This is a genomic window from Synechococcus sp. WH 7805 (assembly GCF_000153285.1).
Taxonomy (GTDB): Bacteria; Cyanobacteriota; Cyanobacteriia; order PCC-6307; family Cyanobiaceae; genus Synechococcus_C.
This window is the reverse complement of the sequence record NZ_CH724168.1, coordinates 1,166,958-1,185,990: the sequence shown is the minus strand read 5'-3', so window position 1 is coordinate 1,185,990 and position 19,033 is coordinate 1,166,958. Positions and strand designations below refer to the sequence as shown.

Here is a 19,033-nt window from a genome sequence, read left to right as displayed (position 1 = left end):
CCCCTCAGGACTCAGGGAAGAGTTGGATGGAGTTGCCTTCGGCGAGGCGCACCACGGCCTTTTTCACCTGGGCACGCTTGCCGGCGAAACGGCCGACCCGACGGCTGCGGCGAGGGGGGTTCATGGTGCTGACGCCAGTGACCTTGACATCGAAGAGTTGCTCGACAGCTGCTTTGATGTCTGGCTTGGCAGCTCGGTGATCCACCTCAAATGTGTACTGGTTGAGTTCCAGTGCACGGGTGGCTTTTTCAGTGATCAGCGGCCGGCGGATCACATCCGCCAGGCGTCCGGTGAAGCGCTCAGTCATCGCCGTAAACCTCCTGGATGGTTGCGAGAGCCTCTTCCCCCAGCACCAGCGCATTGGCGTGGAGCAGGTCGAAGACATTGAGTTGGTTCGCTGCGATCAGCTTCACCTTCTCGAGGTTGCGGACGGAGCGACGGAGCACCTCCGAAGGGTTCCCCACCACGATCAGAACTTTGGAATCGGCTTCAATGCCCAGGCGTCCGAGGGCATCGGTGATTTCCCGGGTCTTGGGAGCCTCAAGAGATGCTCCAAAGTCCTTCACCACGGTGACGTCGTCGATGCGAGCCATCAATGCGGTGCGCAGGGCCAGGCGACGCTCCTTACGGTTCATCGCCAGGTTGTAGGTGCGTGGCTTCGGTCCGAAGACGATGCCGCCACCGGGACGGAGAGGCGTACGGATCGAACCCTGACGTGCTCGACCTGTGCCCTTCTGCTTGTAGGGCTTGCGACCGCCACCGCGGACTTCTGACCTGGTGAGAGTGCTTGCGGTGCCTTGACGGCTGTGGGCCTGCTGGCGCAGGACCGCACGGTGCATCAAATCAAGGGCTGTGGTCTCTTTGGCAACCTTCAGGTCCAGGGAGGCCTTTCCGGCTTCCTTGCCCTGCCAGTCGCGGACTACACAGTTGGCCATCACTTACCTCCTTTGGCGGGCTTGGCACCCACGCGATTGGCGGGTCGGATGTTGAGCAGCGCACCGGGCTTGCCAGGAACGGAGCCCTTCACCACCAATAAGTTGCGGTCACTGTCCACTCTGAGGATGGTGAGACCGCGCGTGGTGGTTTTTTTGCCGCCGTAACGCCCAGCCATGCGCTTACCGGGGTAGATGCGACCAGGCGTTGTGCCCGCGCCGGTGGAGCCCGGTTCACGGTGATTTTTGGAACCGTGCGTCATCGGACCGCGGCTGAAGCCATGGCGCTTCTGGTAACCCGCGAAGCCGCGTCCCATCGTGTCGCCGCTGACGTCAACCTTCTGGCCGGCTTCGAAGTCACCCACGGTGACGGCGCCACCGAGTTCCAGGCCGTCGACATCGTCGACGCGGTACTCACTGAGGTGACGGAGCACACCTTCACCGGATTTGGCGAGGTGTCCCTTGGCTGGTTTGTTGACCAGCTTGTCGCGGGTCTCCCCGAAGCCGATCTGGACGGCGCTGTAGCCGTCAGTTTCTGTTGTTTTGAGTTGGGTGATCCGGCAAGGCCCCGCCTCGATCAAAGTGACCGGGACGGCTTTGCCTTGCTCGTCGAAGAGCTGGGACATACCCAGTTTCTTCCCAAGGATGCCGATGGACATGGGAGGTAATGACGCCAGCGTGGACAACCCCGTTCGCATGGCCGAAGGCGCAGGAACGGTGGCCTGGTGGGCGCTGATCGAAGTGACGCAGTCATGGCCGAAACGGCCGGCAGTATGACCACCGGATCGATTCGGAATGGGGCTAGCGAGCGAATCAGCTGGCTGGGACTTGCCCGATCGGATGGATCGGTAGTTTCCCGGCAACACAACAATCGGAATTCTTGTGCTGCTCTGGCCTAGGACCCGGCGCACTCGCCGGATCTGCTCTTGGAACTGGAGGCCCGGCTAGCGGACGGGCACAGATCTTCAGAGCAAACAAAGACACTACATCAGCGCGTGTCTCCTTCCACTCATCCCTAATCAGCTGCCAGACTCCTCCTCATCTGAGATGGATTCATGCCTCTTCTGCTTTCAGGTCGGGGTTTCCGCCGTGAGCTGGAGTCAGCGGGTTGCATGGCTGTTCATGCGCCCCTCGAGGGAGGTGCGGAGACACGTTTGCTCCGACGCCTGCGCGCGGCTGGATATCGCACCCACTTAAGTTCCGCCCGCGGGCTTGGAGATCCTGAGGTGTTTCTGTTTCAGAAACATGGGGTGCGCCCGCCCCATCTGGGCCACCAGAGCGTTGGTCGTGGTGCTGCCGTTGGCGAGGTTCAGGAAGTGATGCCCCAGCTCGGTGAGGTTCTTCTTGGCGATAAGCCTGTCGTGCTCTGGTTGTTGGAAGGCCAGGTTCTGTCCCGCTCCGAACTGTTGACGCTGTGCGATCTCTGCCGAAGGGAGCCGCGTCTCAAAGTCGTTGTGGAAATGGGCGGAGCCAGGAGTTTGCGCTGGCAGCCGATGACCCAGCTGCTCGGGGCCTGATCGTTTCTCTGCCACGGCATGCCGGTCTCACCGGCGATGAAGCGTTGCGTCAGGGGTGCTGGGTCAAGTTGATCTGTGGTGCCAGCAATCAGGATCTGGCCTCAATCAGCGACCTGTGTGCTGTGTACGCGGCTGCGGGTGTGCATTGCGTGGATGTCGCGGCCGATTCGGCGGTGGTTCACGCGGCTCGCCTCGGACTGAACTGCGCCCGAGAGCGCACTGGATCCTCTCCCTGGTTGATGGTCAGCGTCAGTGACGGATCCGATGTTCATTTTCGCAAGGCTGTCTTTGACCCAGCGTTGTGCCCCCCCGACTGCCCGAGGCCTTGTGAACGGGTCTGCCCCGCTGACGCCATCACTGCGGATAGAGGCGTTGAGGCCAGCGTTTGTTATGGATGTGGGCGCTGTCTTCCTGCCTGTCCCCAGCAGCTCATCCACGCCGAGGAGCACCAGGTCGGACTCGAGGGTTTGAGTCAATTGCTTCAGGAGCTGCAGCCGGATGCTCTGGAAATTCACACGGCACCGGAGCGAAGCGCGGCTTTCGAACGCACGCTGCTTGCGGTGGCTGCGTCCCAAGTTCCCCTGCGTCGCCTGGCTGTCAGCTGTGGGCTGGAAGGTCACGGAGTCACTCCAGCTGTTTTGGCCAGGGAGCTCTGGCATCGTCATGGCGCTCTGCGTCGACAGGGCATGCGACCCCTCTGGCAGTTGGATGGCCGGCCGATGAGCGGGGATGTGGGGGCTGGGACGGCCCGTGCCGCCCTGCGGCTCTGGCAGCAGCTGCGCACGATCGCTCCTCCAGGACCATTGCAGCTGGCCGGAGGCACCAACGATGTGACGATCAGCTTTCTGCAAACGCTGGATCCATCGGTCCAGGCACGACCCTCAGGTGTGGCGTTTGGCGGGATGGCTCGGGTGCTCCTCCAGCCTTTGCTTCAGCAGGCGGAGTCTCGTCAGATATCGCTGCGGGATTGGCCCTCGGGTTGGCAGGAAGCAGTGTCGCTGGCCCGTTCTCTCGTGGAACCCTGGTTGCAGAAGGTCTGAGCTGCTCTCATTGCATGGCATCTCCCTGCTAGAAGGCGATCGGGGCCTGACGGTTGGCAGGTTGAAACGGACATGAGTACCGAACGCATTACCGACGACCTGCAGCGACTTCTGTCGCTTCTTCCTGCATCGGTGGGTCGAGTGCTGGAGCAGGACGATCACAGCGATCAGTTGCTCGAAGTGGTGTTGGATCTCGGCAGGCTCCCTGAAGCCCGTTATCCAGGTCGCTCCCTTGCCTTAGGGGAACGACTCCTTGAGCGAAAGGATCTGGAGGAGATGGTCGATCGTCTCGGACAGTTTGGTGCGGACAATCGGGCTGGCATCGAACGCACGCTTCACCGCATCAGTGCCATTCGCAATCGACGGGGTGATGTTGTGGGGCTCACCTGCAGGGTGGGGCGGGCCGTCTTCGGCACGGTTGCCATGGTGAGGGATCTGCTTGACAGTGATCAATCCCTATTGCTGATGGGGCGGCCGGGTGTGGGAAAGACCACAGCCCTTCGCGAGATCGCCAGGGTTCTCGCTGATGAGCTGCAGAAGCGGGTCGTGGTGATCGATACCAGCAATGAAATCGCCGGCGATGGGGACATTCCGCACCCGGCGATCGGTCGTGCGCGGCGCATGCAGGTTGCGCGCCCTGAGCTGCAGCACCAAGTGATGATCGAGGCCGTCGAGAATCACATGCCTGAGGTGATTGTGATCGATGAGATCGGCACCGAGCTAGAGGCGCAGGCCGCGCGCACCATCGCCGAAAGGGGAGTGATGCTGGTGGCCACGGCCCACGGAAACGCGCTCACCAATCTCATCAAGAATCCGACTCTCTGTGATCTGGTGGGCGGAATCGAATCAGTCACCCTCGGGGATGAGGAGGCACGCCGACGTCGCAGCCAGAAGACAGTCCTTGAGCGGGCCGCTGAACCGACCTTCCCCATTGCAATTGAGATGCACAGCCGTCACCGCTGGGCTGTTCATGACGATGTGGCCCGAACGGTGGATTTGCTTTTGAGGGGGCAGAGTCCAAGGCCCCAGGAACGCGAATTGACTGAGCACGGTTCCGTGCGGCTCGTGGACTCTGGCGTCCCCAACTCCCCGCGTGCCCCGCAACGGCGCCCGGCTCTCGCCGTCGTTCCACTGCCGAATCCTGAAACCGGATCAACGCGAGATTCCCATCGCAGAGATGAGGAAACTGGCGGGAGGGATCGCGATGCGGAAACGCTTCGGGTTTTTTGTTGCGGTATCAGTCGCCAGCGCCTTGAGGAAGCTGTGCGGTGTCATCGATGGCCTGTTCAGGCGGTTGATGATCTTTCCGCAGCTGATGTCCTGCTCAGCGTGCGTCAGGGGCTTGGCTGTCAGCCGGATCTTCGTCGTCAGGCGCGAGAGGCTGAAGTTCCAATCCTGGTGATCAAGTCCGATAGCTTGCCTCAGGTGGAGCGGGCTTTGGAGCGCCTGCTGAGTCGCCGACCACTCGCTGGGGATCAACCGCTGTTGCCGACTTCCGGATCGGAATTAGGACGCGCTGATGCCCTTGCGGCCCTCGAGGAGTGTCGGCTGGCTGTCGAGCAGGTGGTGATGCCTGAGGGACGGCCGGTGGAGCTGTTGCCCCGTAGTGATGTTGTGCTGCAAATGCAGGCTGATCTGGTGGCGCGCTACAGACTGCGCAGTGATGTGTATGGGCCTTCTGATCAGCGTCGTCTCAGGGTTTTTCCTCCTTGAACAAGGCTCTCCTGACACGGACGGATTGACGAAGGTCACTCCGCTGTGGGTAACTATCTGAACGCCAGTGCCGATTTCCGCAGGAGATCACTTTCTGGAGTCAATGGGCCGTCGCCAAGTGGTAAGGCAGCGGGTTTTGGTCCCGCCATTCCTAGGTTCGAATCCTAGCGGCCCAGTTTTTCCAGAATTCCAGTGTCGTCCCGTGGACTCCTCGTCTTTGATTTCGACGGCGTGCTCGTTGATGGGATGGAGGAGTACTGGTGGAGTGCTCGCCGTGCCGCTTTGAGCCTGTGCCAAGGGGCTGTGCTGCCAGAAACCATTCCTGATGGGTTTCGCGCTCTGCGTCCATGGATTCACCATGGCTGGGAGATGGTTCTGATCGCGTCAGTGTTCTCTGAGTCCCATCGCGCACCGATGCAGGCTGATGTCGACTGGATGATCCACGATTACAGCGCGTTCTGCTCCGAAGGTCTCACCCGATTCGGCTGGACTCCGAGTCTCTTGCAGGAGCGTCTGGAGCAGGTTCGCCGCGAGGCTGTCCTGGCCGATCGACCTGGCTGGCTGGCGATGCATCGGCCCTATCCAGGTGTGCGGGAGCGCCTCGCCTCTCTGGTTGAGGAAGGCGTCTCCTGGGCGGTGCTCACCACCAAGGGGAAAGCGTTCACTGCGGAACTGCTGGCTTCCATGGACCTGACTCCGGCGCGACTGGACGGCCGGGAGTCAGGTCCCAAGCCCGAGGTTCTGCGCAGTCTCAGTCGCGATTGGCGGCTGCTGGGGTTTGTCGAAGACCGCAGGGCGACCCTGGAAACGGTCCGCAGGACAGCGGGGCTCGAGGGGCTCCCCTGCTGGCTGGCCTCATGGGGATATTTGAAGCCGGATGACCCAGCGGCCCTGCCCGACGGTGTGGCGCTGCTCAGTCCGGAATGCTTCGCACGCCCCTTGGCGAACTGGAACTGATTCGTTAACGTACATCTGTACTATGCGTGACGGATGGTTCGGGTTGGGGCACTGGATGCATTGTCTGGTGTCTGTTCCCGGTGCTGCGGCGGTTCTGCCGCCGTCCTGATCAGATGCCGCCGACGCCCTTTAGCCCCTTAACTGTCTTAACCATGCCAGTCGAAGTGAAAGCCTCCCAGTCCTCCGGTGGAGATGTCCGCCCCGGTGAGCGTGATCAGGCGCTCAATCTCGTGCTCGGGCAAATCGAGCGCAATTTCGGGAAGGGGTCGATCATGCGTCTCGGAGACGCGTCACGGATGCGGGTGGAGACCATCTCCACCGGAGCGCTCACCCTTGACCTTGCTTTGGGGGGTGGTTATCCCAAGGGGCGTGTTGTTGAGGTTTACGGGCCGGAAAGTTCCGGTAAGACCACGCTGACGTTGCATGCCATCGCCGAGGTGCAGCGACGTGGGGGCGTTGCGGCCTTCGTGGATGCTGAGCATGCACTCGATCCTGTCTATGCCGCCTCGCTTGGTGTCGACATCGAGAATCTGTTGGTGTCTCAGCCCGACACCGGTGAGATGGCGCTTGAGATCGTCGACCAGCTTGTGCGTTCTGCTGCCGTTGACATCGTGGTGGTTGACTCTGTCGCGGCGCTGACGCCCCGTGCTGAGATCGAGGGAGAGATGGGCGATCTGGCGGTGGGCGCCCAGGCGCGTCTGATGAGCCAAGCCATGCGCAAGATCACAGGCAACATCGGCAAATCCGGTTGCACCGTGATTTTCCTCAATCAGCTGCGTTTGAAAATCGGGGTCACCTACGGCAACCCGGAAACAACAACTGGCGGTAATGCTCTCAAGTTCTATGCATCGGTGCGCCTTGACATCCGTCGCATTCAGACGCTGAAGCGAGGCACCGAGGAATACGGAATCCGGGCGAAGGTGAAGGTGGCTAAGAACAAGGTGGCGCCTCCCTTCCGTATCGCCGAATTTGACATTCTCTTCGGCCGTGGCATCAGCACGCTGGGGTGTTTGCTTGATCTGGCAGAGGAGACAGGCGTGGTGACCCGCAAAGGAGCCTGGTACAGCTATGAGGGCGACAACATCGGCCAGGGACGGGACAACACCATTGGGTGGTTAGAGCAAAACCCTGACGCCAAGGACACGATCGAAACGTTGGTTCGCCAAAAGTTGACTGAGGGTTCTGAGGTGACCTCCAATTCCATGCGCCCTCTGGCTGCCGCCGCGCGCTCGGCTGCAGCCAAACCCGCCGCCAAGGCCCCTGAGGCCCAGCTGGATGTCAAGACCAAGGGGGCGGCCTGACCGCCCCATCCTTGACTCAGGCTTGGATCGAGCAAGAAGAGCTGCGTTGGCTGCGGCTCTTTTGGAGGTTGTCAGCAATGCGCTGAAGTTCTTGAATTGCTTCAGCACCTTCAAACTTCACCAGTTCGCGCCCGTTGCGTGACTCAACCCAGCTGATCCCGAAATCGGAGACGAGAAATCTCACCATGTGCTGATCGCCGAGTTCGGCAACAAACGAGGCTCCAGATCCGTCACGACCGTCGTCGCAGACATAACAGGTTGCTGTGACACCAAGTTTTTGCAGGCTTTTGGAGAGAGCTTGAAGGCTCATTACCAGATCCTGAACAACTGTTCGGTATTGCTCTGATAGTCGCAAAAACACAAGACCCATCCCACAATCGGGTGAATTCTAAAGGTTTTCTATCGATTTGCCCCGGATGCTCGCTTCTTGCTTCTTTCAGGGTGTGTCTGCAAGGGTCCACCAGCCGGCTGCGGGACCAACAAATCGCACCACCACCCAGAAGACCACCAGTGCTCCGATTCCGATCCAAGCGCCACGGGTGGTGATGGACACGAACTGCGATGCCTGGTTTCGGGTCAGGGGCAGCCAGGCAATGAGGCGCTCGGCATCCTTGGGATTCGATTTTTGCTGACGGGGGGGCAGTCCCTGACTGGCTCGACGGCGGGCTTCTCCCATGATTGTTCTATCCCTGAGGCCAGCCTAGGGGTGTCCTTCAGTCCGGAAGAAGTCTCTGCAGTGAACTCCAGGGCTCCAGTGCTCGGAACACCTGCTCTCCCCAGCTGCGGCTTCGCACCCGGCCATCGAGGAGGGCCAGTCGGCCTCCATTGCGCCGGAGAGGGGCAATGGCTGGAATCAGAATCGCCAAAGCCTCAGGGAGAAGCAGGTCTCTGAACCAGTCACGGCCTTGTTTTTTCAAGACTTGAACACGTGCGGCAGTGAGTGGATCTCCCAGGCTTGCGATTGGTAGCAGGGCTGTGATGAGCTGTTCAGGCTCCGGCAGGGTTGACTGGTGCGTCATCCACCAGCTCCAACTGGTGCAGATCACTCCATTGGGTTTGTCAGAAGCATGATCCAGGGTCACCCTGCTGCCGAATTCCGCCGCCAGTTCGCTGGTCAGTCTCTGGCGAAGGGCTGTGTCATCAGCAAGCACAAGCGTCAGACCTGAGCGGCCAAGAATCAGTCGCCGGCATTGATCAAGTAGGTGGCTGGCGTAGATCTCCGTGTTGGGCAACGGTTGTCTGCGGGGTGCGTAGATCGGGATCGGTTCACTGCGTGGCGGCTCGCGCAGATCGATCCGGATGACGGGATCGTCACGGTCGGGTGGTGTTTCATTGGCGGCCCTGCGGCATCCCCCATCGCCATGAATCAGGGTCCAAGGCCGGGTGTTGAACAGGTCTTGGATTTCCTCAAGGGGTTCCAGGGGCTGAAGCGTCCATTGCCACTGCAGGTGTTCATGGTCGAGTCGGGCCCAGCTTGCCCAGGTATCCATTCCCATGGTTGTGAGCTGACACCAGGGTTCCGGAGCTGGGCCGGTCAGTTGCAATAAATCGCGGACGCTGGTTAGGGCGCTCTCCGGCATGCAGAGCTGACGGAAGTTGCCGGAGCCTCGGGCGAATAGTTGCCGGCTCAATCGTTCATGCAGGTCCAGAAGTCCCTGGCCAGTGGCGGGAAAGGCGGTTCTGAGCTCTTCCCAGTGCCGGGCCTCCAGCTTCACGGTCATGGCGTCCCGAAGTCGTGTCGCCAGATGCTCGGCTTCTGGAATCACCAGGTGGTCGTCGTGCCGGAGGTGCCCAAGGCGGTATGCAGTGATCAGCTGGTCGTGAGTCAGCAACCAGAGCTGGTCTCCTTTGGGTGGATGAATGCCACTCCAGCATCCGAGTCGCAGGTCGCTCTGCAACAAGCGTGGACGCTCCAGGTTGAGAAAGCGCTGGCGTTGCTGTTGATCCAGCACCAGCACAGTGTTTCGACTCTGCAGACACAGAGGAACGAGGAGGGCAAGCCACCAGCGTTCATTGCTGCCGGCAGAGAGCTGGATGCGGGTTTGATCGCGGCGACGCAGGCTGCGGCCCACCAGCCGACTCAACGTCAGTTGATGCTCCCACTGTCCGGCATCCGCGCGGAGCAGATGCTTCAGCTGCTGATGGGCCTGAACTTCCAGCATCGGACAACCTTACGGAGCCTTCTGATCAGGAATGGTTCAACTTGATCATGCTTGCTCGAGTGGTCAAGCAACATGGTGACCTTGGCTGGGCAGGCATGGGTGAGGAGCGGAGCACTGGGCTGCAGACTCTCGGAAAGGTCGGAGTGGTGGGCCTCGGGCTGATCGGTGGCTCGCTCGCTCTCGACCTCCGACAGCAGGGTGTGCCGGTGACCGGGCTCGTGCATCGCGACAGCACAGCGACGCGAGCCATGCAGCGGGGGCTGGTGGATGAGGTCAGTTGCCATCCTTCGTGCCTCAACGATTGCAACACAGTGGTTCTGGCCCTGCCCATCGAAGCGCTGCTGAAGCCTGAGCCGCAGTTGGTTGAGGCGCTACCCGCTAACGCCGTTGTCACGGATGTGGGATCTGTGAAAGGGGCGGTGCTTGAGGTCTGGCGCCACCGGCACCCTCGCTTCGTGGCGGCCCATCCCATGGCAGGAACGGATCAGTCCGGCGTTGACTCGGGCCACCACGGGTTGTTCCAAGGCCGTCCGTGGGTGGCGACGCCTGAGCCGTCAACCGATCCCCAGGCCTTGGCCAGAGTGAAAGTCTTGGCCGAAGGGCTTGGAAGCGAGTGGATCACAGCGGATGCTGCCTGCCACGACCAGGCCGTGGCACTGGTGTCCCACCTGCCGGTGATGGTGAGCGCTGCTTTGTTGAGGGCGGCAGGAGACGAACGGGATCCAAGGGTTCAGGATCTCGCCCGGCGTCTGGCTTCCAGCGGTTTCGCTGACACCACCCGTGTGGGTGGGGGCAACCCTGCCCTGGGCACGGCGATGGCGTGCCGCAACACGTCAGCTCTGCTCAAGGCATTGGCCGCTTATCGGTGGAGCTTGGAACAGCTGGAGGAGGCGATTCTCAGCGGTCACTGGGCTCAACTCGAAAATGAATTGCAGAAGACCAGCGCCCTGCGTCCAGGGTTTGTCGAGAAGGGGCCTGGTGCGCTCAGTCCGCCAGGGTGATTGTTCGGCCTCGTTCCTCCATCAGCTGACTGCAAGCCATCAGGGCCGACAGTGTCACTCCCGCGGTTCCCTCACCGGGGTGAATCGAATCACCACAGAGCCAAAGCTTGCTGATCGGACTGCGACTGGCCAGACCGAATGGACCGAAGCGATCCGGACTTTGTCCCAGACCGCCTACAACACCCTTTGGGCGACCCGTCCAGTAGGCGAAGCCGCGGGGGGTGGACAGCTCGGTGTGGAGCCAGGCCTCGGCAGGAAGCGTCAGGGCGTTTTCAACACCGCGGCGCATCTGTTCCAGCACAGTCTGTTTGCGTTTCTGGTAGTCCTCCTCCGGCAGGTCGTGCCAACCCTCAGGGGTGGTGAACACGCTGGCGATCACCGTGGCCTCTCCAGCCGGAGCACGGCCATCGCCATCCCTGCTGATCGAGAGGAAGAGTGACCCTGGTGTGTCCCAATCGCACTGCAGATGGCCTGGACAGGCTTCAGGAAGATCGCGTCGGTGCACCGCTCCGTAGAACACCAGTGCCCCACTGGGAGCGTGAAGGGTTTGGAGCCGGCGGCGATAGGACTCGCCGAGAACATTCTTGTCTGGAATCAAAGAGGGCAAGCACTGAGGCGGAAGACTGCACACCACATCGGCTGCTTGCAGAGACCGTCGCTCACCTCCTGGCAGCTCCATCTGCACCGTCCAGCCGCCGCTGGTTCGGTTTCGCTCCAGCAAGACAGCGCGATGGCGTAGGAGTATCTCGGCGCCATCCCGCTGAAGGGAGGCCAGGAGATGGTCGCTGAGGCTCTGCATGGAACCCTGCAGGTGCCAGAGGCCAAGGGGTGCCTGGCACATCTGCAGGACGGTGGCTCCGTAGAGCGCTGCTGTTCGATCGGCAGGTTGCTGGGAGTACAGCCGGAGCTGCAGGTCGAGAAAACGGCGCAGGCGTTGATTGCTGCCGCAGCCGCAGAGTCTCTGAAGATCGGCAACGGTGAGAAGACTGAGAGGGGCCGTGGCGAGATTGCCGGGTGTGAGTGCTTTGAGTGTTCGGCTCAGATCCCAGCCTGAACGCACGGGCAGTACTGGGTCGGCTGCGGCGAATTGCCAGTTCTGGCGATGGATCCAGCTGCACAGTTCCCAGAACCGCTCCGTTCCAGGGAAGTGGCGCGTCCGTTCCTCCCGCCAGCGTTGGGGGTCATGCCAGAGGTGGATGGGGGGTGACCCGTCATTCAGATTCACCACACAGCCTGGATCGAGGCGTTCCGCGAAAGGTGGCTCCAGGCCGAGATGGCGGAACAGTCGGGCATGGCTTCCGCCCGGTTCAAGACCTGCCACCTGGGTGGCGCCGACATCGAAGGTGTAGCGCCCCCGCTTGAATGTTCCAGCGCAGCCTCCGAGCTGGTGGTGGGACTCCAAGAGGGTCACTGATAACCCTTCGCGAGCCAGCAAGGCCGCGGCGGTGAGGCCGGCAATGCCGCCTCCGATCACAATCGCGTCGCGGGAGTTGTCCATCCGGGCATGCTGGCAGCTGCTTTCCGGTGCTTGTGGATGCGGGATCAGCTCGAGCAGATCCTTTCCAAGGAAAGAGACCTGCTGCGGGGACGTTGTGTGACGTCCATCGGACCTGTCAGCGGTGGTGAGCGAGGAGCCTGTTGGAGAGCAGTCCTGAGTGACGGCAGCGCTTGGTTCCTCAAGGTCTCCGATCCTGCCCTCCTTGACGCAGAGCGACGGGGGCTGCGGTCCCTACGCCGGTGGGCTGATGCCGATCTTGTTGAGGTTGTGGAAGTGCTGGCGTGGCTTCCCCTTGAGCACCGGGCGGTTCTGGTACTCCCTTGGTGGGAGATGGGGAACGGCGATCAGTTCAATCTCGGCCGAGGTCTGGCCCGGCTACACAGGATGTCGTCGCTGAATGGTCCTGCACGGTTTGGTTGTGACGAAGACGGTTTTATTGGTCTTGGTCCCCAACCGGCCGGATGGCGCGATGGCTGGGGTGAGGCGTTTGTTGAGCTGCGTTTGGAACCTCAGCTGCGCTTGGCTGAGGCCTGGTCATTGAATGAAAACGACTGGTCATCTCTTCTTGCTCCGCTGGCGCAGTGGCTTGGCGAGCATGCTCCCGAACCCTGTCTGGTTCATGGGGATCTCTGGGCGGGCAATGCCGGTGTGTTGGCGGATGGACGGGGACTGCTGATCGACCCTGCCAGCTGGTGGGCTGATCGAGAAGCAGACATCGCGATGACCCAGTTGTTCGGAGGATTTTCGAGGCGTTTTCTTGAGGGTTACAACAAGGAGTGGCCCCTCCCGGAAGAGGTTGAGCAGCGATACGAGGCACTCAACCTTTATCACTTGCTCAATCACGCCAACCTGTTCGGAGGCGGATATCAACAGCGTTGCCGTCGCGTGCTCAACTCGCTGAGAAGCACGCTTCTCTGAATGATTGATCGGTGGGGGGTGGTGTTCCCCCACATCGCTTGATTAACCCAGATATTCCTTGCGTAGATCCTGGATGCGAGTGACGAGGGCCGAGCGCTTTTCACCAGTGGTGAGGTTCTTCCAGCTCCACTGCCCAACAACAACAACACCCAGAAGTTCAAGCAGACCTGGAATGATCGGCAGAAGATTGATGGTGTCGAGGATGCCCTTAATCAGAATCTGCGCAACGATCACGGCTGCGAAAATCCCAACAACTTTGCCGATACGGCCAGCCTGACTCCAGTCGACTTTGTCAAGGGTTTCGTTCACCCTGCCGAGAATGTCTTTGTATCGTTCAGCAAAATCGACGCTTTCACCAGCGGGTGCAGTTGTGGTGGCGTCGGTGTCATTCACCTGGGGGGTGCTTTCGTCGCTCATGACGCCTTGGCATGGATCTAATGCTCGCTGACCTTATCGGCAAGCCTCCGGAAATGCCATGGCGGCTTCGCTTCGATCGGGATTGCCTGATCGTTTTGCAGAAATCGCTTCATGCAGTGACGCCGGATGAGGGGTGTGCCCTGCTACTGGGGGATTCCGTTCCTGAGCCGAGAGTGCGCGTGGTTTGGCCCTGCTGCAATGTCTGGCGTCCAGGGTTTCAGGGATTGGATGAGCAACCGGTCTTCGGGGGTGGCGTTACGCCTTCACGGCAGACGCGGTTCGCACTGGATCCACTCGAGCAAATCGCTGCGCAACGCTGGGGGCGTCGTCGGGGGCTCGATGTTTTAGGGAGTGCCCATTCCCACCCCGGCGGTGATCCAAGTCCCAGCAGCATCGACAGGCGTTGGGTTGCTGCCGATGGGGTGATGGTCATCGACGCGGGTCCCGGTGGCTTGGCGGGCTGGTGGATGGAGCGCTCCACTTCAGGGCTGATTTCGGATTCCCCCAGGCTTGCCAAGGTGTATCCCCTTCAGCTTGTGGGCCCTCAGGGTGTGCCTTTGCGTGACACTGGTTTGAGTGCCAAAAAACAGTCACCCCCGGCCTCTCGATGACGGATCAGCGTCAGTTGTCTGAACTCACCTCGGACGAGCGGGGGCGCTACGCCCGCCATCTCACCCTGCCGGAACTGGGACTTGCCGGTCAGACGCGTCTGAAGGCTGCCTCCGTGCTCTGTATCGGCGCTGGAGGGCTCGGTTCGCCGCTTCTCCTGTATCTCGCGGCTGCAGGGATCGGACGCCTCGGCATCGTGGACGATGACCGGGTGGATCTCAGTAATCTTCAGCGCCAAGTGATCCATGGCCAGGCTTCTGTCGGCGAAGCCAAAACCTCTTCAGCCCGCTGGAGGATTCAGGATCTCAACAGGCACTGCCAGGTGGAGGAGCATTCATGCAGGTTGACGGCGGAGAACGCTCTTCAGTTGATTGAGGCCTACGACCTTGTTGTGGATGGTTCGGATAATTTCCCGACTCGGTATTTGATTAGTGACGCCTGCGTGATGCTCGGCAGACCGTTCGTGTATGGCTCCGTTCAGCGTTTTGAAGGCCAGGTCACGGTGTTCAACCAAGGGCCACAGTCTCCCGATTACCGCGACCTCGTGCCTCAGCCGCCACCACGCGACCTCGTGCCGTCCTGCGCCGAAGGCGGTGTGATGGGTGTGATGCCCGGGTTGATCGGTTTGCTTCAGGCAACCGAAGTGATCAAGGTGATCACCGGTCTCGGTGACACCCTCGATGGGCGTCTGCTTCTGGTCGACAGCCTGAGCATGCGTTTCAGAGAACTGCGCCTCGAACGCCGCCCTGATCGTGCCCCCGTTGAAAACTTGGTGGACTACGAGCAATTCTGTAATCCTGGAGTTCCTGTTGAGGACGAGGAGTCCCAGGGTATGAACAGCATCTCAGTGCGTGAGCTAAAGGCTTTACTCGATGAGAGAACCGATCTAGTGCTCCTGGATGTTCGTCAGCAGGCTGAGGCTGATGTGGCTGTGATTCCGGGATCCCAGCTGATTCCCTTGGCCTCGATCGAATCGGGTGACGCGATTGAGCGGATCCGATTGCTGGCATCTGGTCAGGCTGTTTATGTTCATTGCAAGCTGGGTGGTCGATCGGCTAAAGCAGTCGATCTGTTAGCCCGTTCAGGAATCCTGGCGGTCAATGTGACGGGGGGAATCGATGCCTGGAGCCAGGACGTGGATTCCTCGGTGCCCCGTTACTGAGCCTCAGTAGTCAACACCGCGTTTCAGATCCACGCCCTGCTCGGCGTAGTGCTTGTGGCAGACCATCTCCGAGTGAACACTCGCGAGATCGAAGTAAGCCGGTGGATGTTTGCAGCGGCCCGTAATGATGACTTCGGTTTCCGCAGGCTTGCGAAGCAGGGCTTGCACGATCGGCTCGACGGGTAGGAGCTCAAGATCCACAGTGGGATTGAGTTCGTCGAGAATGACGGTTTTGTACAGCCCGCTGGCGATTGCTGCACGGGCGATTTCCCAGGCCCTCTCCGCTTCCACGTAATCGATCGGTTGCTGCTGACCACGCCAAACGATGGCATCGCGGCCTGAACGCAGGTGGTCCACCAGATGGGGATAGCTCTCGCGTAACGCGGCGATGGCGGCATCTTCGGTGTACCCGCTGCCCCCCTTCAGCCATTGAAGAATGAGCACCCGGTGACTTTTGTCCTGGCTGATGCCGCGACCGATGGCCTGCAGTGCTTTCCCCAGTGCGCTGGTGGATTTGCCCTTGCCTTCACCGGTGTAGATCTCAATCGCTCCCTGAGTGGTGAAGGGCACTTCAGGCTGGTTGTCGCCTGAGGGCCGACGGTGGGCGCGCATCTCCGAATGCAGGTCAGCGATCTGGATCAGAGGTCCGGGTGCACCACGGCCGGTCACGATGATCTCCATCCCCTCCGGACGGGACGACAGGGACTGCACGACATCGTCGATCTCGAGAAGACCGAGATCCAGAACGGGATTGAGTTCGTCGAGCACCACCACGGAATACAGGGCGCTGGCAATGGCTCCACGGGCAATGTCCCAGCCCCGTTGCGCTTCCTGCTGGTCGAAGCGGGTGGCTTCTTCGGCATTGAAGTAGTCGGCGCGACCCGTGCGTACCTGGTCGATCAGATGGGGAAAACCCTGTTGCAGCGCTTCGATGGCCGCATCTTCGTCGTAAGCCCGTCCAGGTCCCTTCAAGAAGCGCAGCAGCAACACCCTTGTGCGGCGCTGCTCGCAGATGCCAAGACCGATCGTGCGCAGCACAACCCCCAGCGCTGCCTGACTCTTGCCCTTGCCGTCGCCGTCATAGACGTGCAACTGACCAAGGCTGCGCTCCCTGCTCCCCGCGGCTGTGACGATGCCAATGCCCCGGTTGCTGCGCCGGCGTCCAGCTCCAGAGGCATCGGATGAGCGTGTTGCGTCCATCGACGTTCAGGGGATGGCGCTTCGTACGATCGGAGCATACTGAGATTCGTTCGTTCTTCAGTGGCCGAAACGAGCTTCCGTCCACTGGAGTCACTGTCTGAGGACGATGAGAATCGCCTCGAGGCTCTGCGCTGCCTGCTTCGATCAGCCGGGACAGTTTGTGTGGCTTACTCCGGGGGAGTGGACAGCACCCTCGTAGCAGCCATTGCTTGTGAACAGCTGGGTGACCATGCTTTTGCAGTCACAGGAGTGTCTCCATCGCTTGCGCCTCACTTATTGGAGGAGGCGCGACTCCAGGCCCGCTGGCTCGAGATCCGTCATCTGGAGGTGGAAACCAGTGAATTGAATGATCCGAACTACAGCTCGAACCCAACAGATCGCTGCTTCGCCTGCAAGCAGGAACTGCATCTTCACCTCAAGGACATCGCTAAGGCCGCTGACGGAGCGCAGGTTCTTGACGGGGTGAATCTCGATGATCTTGGTGACCATCGCCCAGGTATTGAGGCGGCCCGTCAGGCCGGTGTGCGATCGCCGCTGGCCGAGCTGCAGATTGACAAAGCCACCATCAGGCGACTCTCCAAAGCCCTCGGTTTTCCCTGGTGGGACAAACCGGCCCAACCCTGTCTCGCGTCGCGATTCCCCTACGGAGAGGAGATCACGCACCAAAGACTCAGACTGGTAGGAGCGGCGGAAGCCTCCTTGATCGCCCGGGGATTTCCGCGCGTGCGCGTTCGCTGTCAGGGACTTGCGGCTCGAATTGAAGTGCCTTCCACCAGAGTCGGCGATCTCCTCAATGAGCCGATGCGCGGCCAATTGGTTCAGGAGTTTTTAGCCCTGGGATTTACGTCGATCAGCGTTGATCTTGAAGGGCTGGTGAGTGGAAAGCTCAATCGCATATCGGCCATGAGCAAAGGTTCCGGACACCAGCCTTCGCAGCATGGGAAGGCCTTAATGGGTTGACCAACCTGGCGTGCGCTCTGCCTCCGCTACAGCTGCTGGGGTTTCACGTAAGAAGCTGCGCAGAGCATGGTTCATGGCCTTCAGCTCGTGGCAGAGGTGCTGGCAAGCCTTTTCGGGCATGGTGTGATCGCCGCACGTGAAGACATCCACAGCCGCATACCCGGTTTCAGGCCATGTGTGGATGGAGATGTGAGATTCCGCCAAAAGAGCCAATCCTGTGACGCCCTGTGGTTCGAATCGATGGGTGATGAGGTTGAGAAGAGTGGCACCAGCACGTTTCGCAGCGGTCGTAATGGTGGTTCTCAGAAAAGCTTCGTCATCGAGCTTTGTCTTGTCGCAATCGTAGAGCTCGAGAATGCAGTGCTTGCCCACCATGTCGGTGGCACTGGGAATCTGGGTCTTGGTGGGTGTAGGGGTCTGAACGTCGTCCCATCCCGGGTTGGGATGCAGGCATGACAGGGTCTGCTCCATCAGGATGCAAAAGAAAACAGTTTTTCACTCTAGCTGTTTTTCGATTCGTTTTTCAATTGATCAGCATTAAGAATCTGTGAGCGTTGCCGCCATTCGCCCTCAAAGGCATCGAGATGGGTGGCACTCACGAGGCATTGATGGGTGTCACCAACTGCCTCTAGCAAGGCGAGTTGGCGCTGCGGATCCAATTCCGCCAGGACATCGTCCAGAAGCAGAAGCGGCGGATGGCCGCAGAGCTCTCCCACCAGTTCCAGTTCCGCCAGTTTCAGAGCAAGAACAAGGGTGCGCTGTTGGCCAGATGACCCGAAGCGACGGGCGACGGTGCCATTCAGCAGCATGTCGATCTCGTCGCGATGGGGTCCGACTCGGCAGCTGCCGAGTCGTTCCTCCTCACCGCGTTGGCGGTGCAGCTGCTGTTCGATCGCCAATCGCCACGGCTCTTCGGCCTCTTCCCCTTCCAAAACGCTCCCTGGGCTGTAACGGAGCTCCAGTTGCTCATGGCCCTGGCTCAAGCGTGACTGCCAGGCCGCTGCCAGGGGTTCGAGCCGTAACAGGGCCCGTCGTCGTCGTCGGTGAATTCGCGTGCAGACCAGGGCCATCTGGTTATCGAAGCTGTCGAGAAGGGCCTGATGTTCGAAGGTGTTGTTGCCGCCGCCTCGTCTCCAGAACTGGCTGCGCTGACGAAGGAGCCGGTTGTACCGTCCGATCAGCTCGGCGTAGATCGGCTCCAACTGCAACACGACCCGATCAAGCCAGCTGCGTCTGAGAGCTGGTTCTCCTCGCACAAGATGAAGATCCAGGGCGCTGAACCCCACACATCGCAGGGGACCAATCAGGTCTAACTGCCGTTGAAGCACTTTCCCGTTTCGCCGTGCCTGGCGTCCACCGCGGCGGCGGAGTTCCAGCTCTACTTCGGTTTCGTCCATGCAGGAGGCCTTCAGCAGAGCCCTCGGTGCATCCCAGTGGATCAGATCCGCATCTTGACTGCTGCGGTGGGAGCGCAAACTCCCCAGGAGTTCCACTGACTCCAGCAGGTTGGATTTGCCGATGCCGTTGCTTCCGATCACCAGCAGACGCGGTGCATGGATCTCCAGCTGCAGGTGGCAGTGGTTGCGGAACTCCTGCAGTTCAAGCCGGAGAAGCCGAATCGGTCTAGGTGCGACGTGTCGCTAAGG

General features: G+C 60.6%; 22 protein-coding genes and 1 tRNA gene. 12 read left to right on the top strand and 11 right to left on the bottom strand.

Annotated elements, in window-relative coordinates; translation table 11 throughout:
- Nucleotides 1–4: 4 nt before the first annotated feature.
- Genes WH7805_RS06420 through rplC form a run of 3 tightly spaced genes read right to left on the bottom strand, consistent with a single transcriptional unit; the run spans nucleotide 5 to nucleotide 1,591 of the window.
- Entirely contained in the window at nucleotides 5–307 is a 303-nt protein-coding gene (locus WH7805_RS06420) for a 50S ribosomal protein L23 (RefSeq protein ID WP_006042206.1), read from the bottom strand.
- Entirely contained in the window at nucleotides 300–935 is a 636-nt protein-coding gene (rplD, locus tag WH7805_RS06415) for a 50S ribosomal protein L4 (protein ID WP_006042205.1), read from the bottom strand. The genes WH7805_RS06420 and rplD overlap by 8 nt, the downstream gene beginning before the upstream one ends.
- Nucleotides 935–1,591 (bottom strand): 50S ribosomal protein L3, encoded by a 657-nt coding sequence (gene rplC, locus WH7805_RS06410; RefSeq protein ID WP_006042204.1) that lies wholly within the window; start codon nucleotides 1,589–1,591, stop codon nucleotides 935–937. Before rplC ends, rplD begins: the two co-directional genes overlap by 1 nt.
- Here rplC and WH7805_RS15080 point away from each other — a divergent pair.
- The 7 genes from WH7805_RS15080 to recA all read left to right on the top strand — a co-directional run bounded on the left by WH7805_RS15080 (nucleotide 1,584) and on the right by recA (nucleotide 7,460).
- Nucleotides 1,584–1,709, top strand: a complete 126-nt coding sequence (locus WH7805_RS15080; protein WP_006042203.1) for a hypothetical protein — start codon at nucleotides 1,584–1,586, stop codon at nucleotides 1,707–1,709. The genes rplC and WH7805_RS15080 overlap by 8 nt on opposite strands.
- Before the next feature lie 278 nt (nucleotides 1,710–1,987).
- Nucleotides 1,988–2,449 carry an NAD(P)H-quinone oxidoreductase subunit N gene (locus WH7805_RS06405; RefSeq protein WP_006042202.1) on the top strand — a complete coding sequence of 154 codons (462 nt, stop codon included), beginning with the start codon at nucleotides 1,988–1,990 and terminating at the stop codon, nucleotides 2,447–2,449.
- Nucleotides 2,450–2,493: 44 nt separating this feature from the next.
- On the top strand, nucleotides 2,494–3,489 hold the full coding sequence (locus WH7805_RS06400; protein ID WP_006042201.1) for an LdpA C-terminal domain-containing domain: 996 nt from the start codon (nucleotides 2,494–2,496) through the stop codon (nucleotides 3,487–3,489).
- A 72-nt stretch (nucleotides 3,490–3,561) separates the two neighbouring features.
- Nucleotides 3,562–5,202 carry an AAA family ATPase gene (locus tag WH7805_RS06395; protein WP_006042200.1) on the top strand — a complete coding sequence of 547 codons (1,641 nt, stop codon included), beginning with the start codon at nucleotides 3,562–3,564 and terminating at the stop codon, nucleotides 5,200–5,202.
- 104 nt (nucleotides 5,203–5,306) lie between these two features.
- A tRNA-Gln gene (locus WH7805_RS06390) sits at nucleotides 5,307–5,378 on the top strand.
- A gap of 16 nt (nucleotides 5,379–5,394) precedes the next feature.
- Nucleotides 5,395–6,159: an HAD family hydrolase gene (locus WH7805_RS06385; protein ID WP_038005155.1), complete on the top strand. Its 765-nt coding sequence runs from the start codon at nucleotides 5,395–5,397 to the stop codon at nucleotides 6,157–6,159.
- Nucleotides 6,160–6,311: 152 nt separating this feature from the next.
- The gene (recA, locus tag WH7805_RS06380) at nucleotides 6,312–7,460 is read left to right on the top strand and encodes a recombinase RecA (protein WP_006042198.1); all 1,149 of its coding nucleotides are present in this window, start codon (nucleotides 6,312–6,314) and stop codon (nucleotides 7,458–7,460) included.
- 16 nt (nucleotides 7,461–7,476) lie between these two features.
- On the opposite strand, the gene WH7805_RS06375 is transcribed toward recA, so the two are convergent.
- From WH7805_RS06375 to WH7805_RS06365, 3 genes are all read right to left on the bottom strand, one after another.
- A complete protein-coding gene (locus WH7805_RS06375) occupies nucleotides 7,477–7,821 on the bottom strand; it encodes a DUF1815 family protein (protein WP_038005152.1) in 345 nt (114 codons plus the stop codon).
- 75 nt (nucleotides 7,822–7,896) lie between these two features.
- Nucleotides 7,897–8,136: a DUF2839 domain-containing protein gene (locus WH7805_RS06370; RefSeq protein ID WP_006042196.1), complete on the bottom strand. Its 240-nt coding sequence runs from the start codon at nucleotides 8,134–8,136 to the stop codon at nucleotides 7,897–7,899.
- A 37-nt stretch (nucleotides 8,137–8,173) separates the two neighbouring features.
- The gene (locus WH7805_RS06365) at nucleotides 8,174–9,622 is read right to left on the bottom strand and encodes a hypothetical protein (RefSeq protein ID WP_006042195.1); all 1,449 of its coding nucleotides are present in this window, start codon (nucleotides 9,620–9,622) and stop codon (nucleotides 8,174–8,176) included.
- Nucleotides 9,623–9,717: 95 nt separating this feature from the next.
- Between WH7805_RS06365 and WH7805_RS06360 the strand changes: the two genes are divergently transcribed.
- Nucleotides 9,718–10,623 carry a prephenate/arogenate dehydrogenase gene (locus WH7805_RS06360; RefSeq protein WP_038005150.1) on the top strand — a complete coding sequence of 302 codons (906 nt, stop codon included), beginning with the start codon at nucleotides 9,718–9,720 and terminating at the stop codon, nucleotides 10,621–10,623.
- Here WH7805_RS06360 and crtD read toward each other — a convergent pair.
- Nucleotides 10,607–12,121 (bottom strand): C-3',4' desaturase CrtD, encoded by a 1,515-nt coding sequence (gene crtD / locus WH7805_RS06355; protein ID WP_006042193.1) that lies wholly within the window; start codon nucleotides 12,119–12,121, stop codon nucleotides 10,607–10,609. The genes WH7805_RS06360 and crtD overlap by 17 nt on opposite strands.
- A gap of 36 nt (nucleotides 12,122–12,157) precedes the next feature.
- Between crtD and WH7805_RS06350 the strand changes: the two genes are divergently transcribed.
- On the top strand, nucleotides 12,158–13,039 hold the full coding sequence (locus WH7805_RS06350; protein ID WP_071933734.1) for a fructosamine kinase family protein: 882 nt from the start codon (nucleotides 12,158–12,160) through the stop codon (nucleotides 13,037–13,039).
- Nucleotides 13,040–13,081: 42 nt separating this feature from the next.
- Here the strand turns inward: WH7805_RS06350 and WH7805_RS06345 are convergent, their stop codons facing one another.
- The gene (locus tag WH7805_RS06345; protein WP_006042191.1) at nucleotides 13,082–13,456 is read right to left on the bottom strand and encodes a CAAD domain-containing protein; all 375 of its coding nucleotides are present in this window, start codon (nucleotides 13,454–13,456) and stop codon (nucleotides 13,082–13,084) included.
- Between the two features lie 20 nt (nucleotides 13,457–13,476).
- Here WH7805_RS06345 and WH7805_RS06340 point away from each other — a divergent pair, with 20 nt between their 5' ends.
- Nucleotides 13,477–14,067 (top strand): M67 family metallopeptidase, encoded by a 591-nt coding sequence (locus WH7805_RS06340; RefSeq protein WP_232198972.1) that lies wholly within the window; start codon nucleotides 13,477–13,479, stop codon nucleotides 14,065–14,067.
- Entirely contained in the window at nucleotides 14,064–15,227 is a 1,164-nt protein-coding gene (gene moeB, locus WH7805_RS06335; protein ID WP_006042189.1) for a molybdopterin-synthase adenylyltransferase MoeB, read from the top strand. Before WH7805_RS06340 ends, moeB begins: the two co-directional genes overlap by 4 nt.
- A 3-nt stretch (nucleotides 15,228–15,230) precedes the next feature.
- On the opposite strand, the gene WH7805_RS06330 is transcribed toward moeB, so the two are convergent.
- Entirely contained in the window at nucleotides 15,231–16,427 is a 1,197-nt protein-coding gene (locus WH7805_RS06330; protein WP_006042188.1) for a cob(I)yrinic acid a,c-diamide adenosyltransferase, read from the bottom strand.
- A gap of 60 nt (nucleotides 16,428–16,487) precedes the next feature.
- Here WH7805_RS06330 and larE point away from each other — a divergent pair, with 60 nt between their 5' ends.
- Nucleotides 16,488–17,387 carry an ATP-dependent sacrificial sulfur transferase LarE gene (gene larE / locus WH7805_RS06325; protein ID WP_006042187.1) on the top strand — a complete coding sequence of 300 codons (900 nt, stop codon included), beginning with the start codon at nucleotides 16,488–16,490 and terminating at the stop codon, nucleotides 17,385–17,387.
- On the opposite strand, the gene speD is transcribed toward larE, so the two are convergent.
- Both speD and recF read right to left on the bottom strand, forming a co-directional pair.
- Nucleotides 17,376–17,858 carry an adenosylmethionine decarboxylase gene (gene speD / locus WH7805_RS06320; protein WP_006042186.1) on the bottom strand — a complete coding sequence of 161 codons (483 nt, stop codon included), beginning with the start codon at nucleotides 17,856–17,858 and terminating at the stop codon, nucleotides 17,376–17,378. The two genes, larE and speD, sit on opposite strands and share 12 nt — an antisense overlap.
- Before the next feature lie 29 nt (nucleotides 17,859–17,887).
- The gene (gene recF, locus WH7805_RS06315) at nucleotides 17,888–19,006 is read right to left on the bottom strand and encodes a DNA replication/repair protein RecF (RefSeq protein WP_071933688.1); all 1,119 of its coding nucleotides are present in this window, start codon (nucleotides 19,004–19,006) and stop codon (nucleotides 17,888–17,890) included.
- Nucleotides 19,007–19,033: the final 27 nt, after the last annotated feature.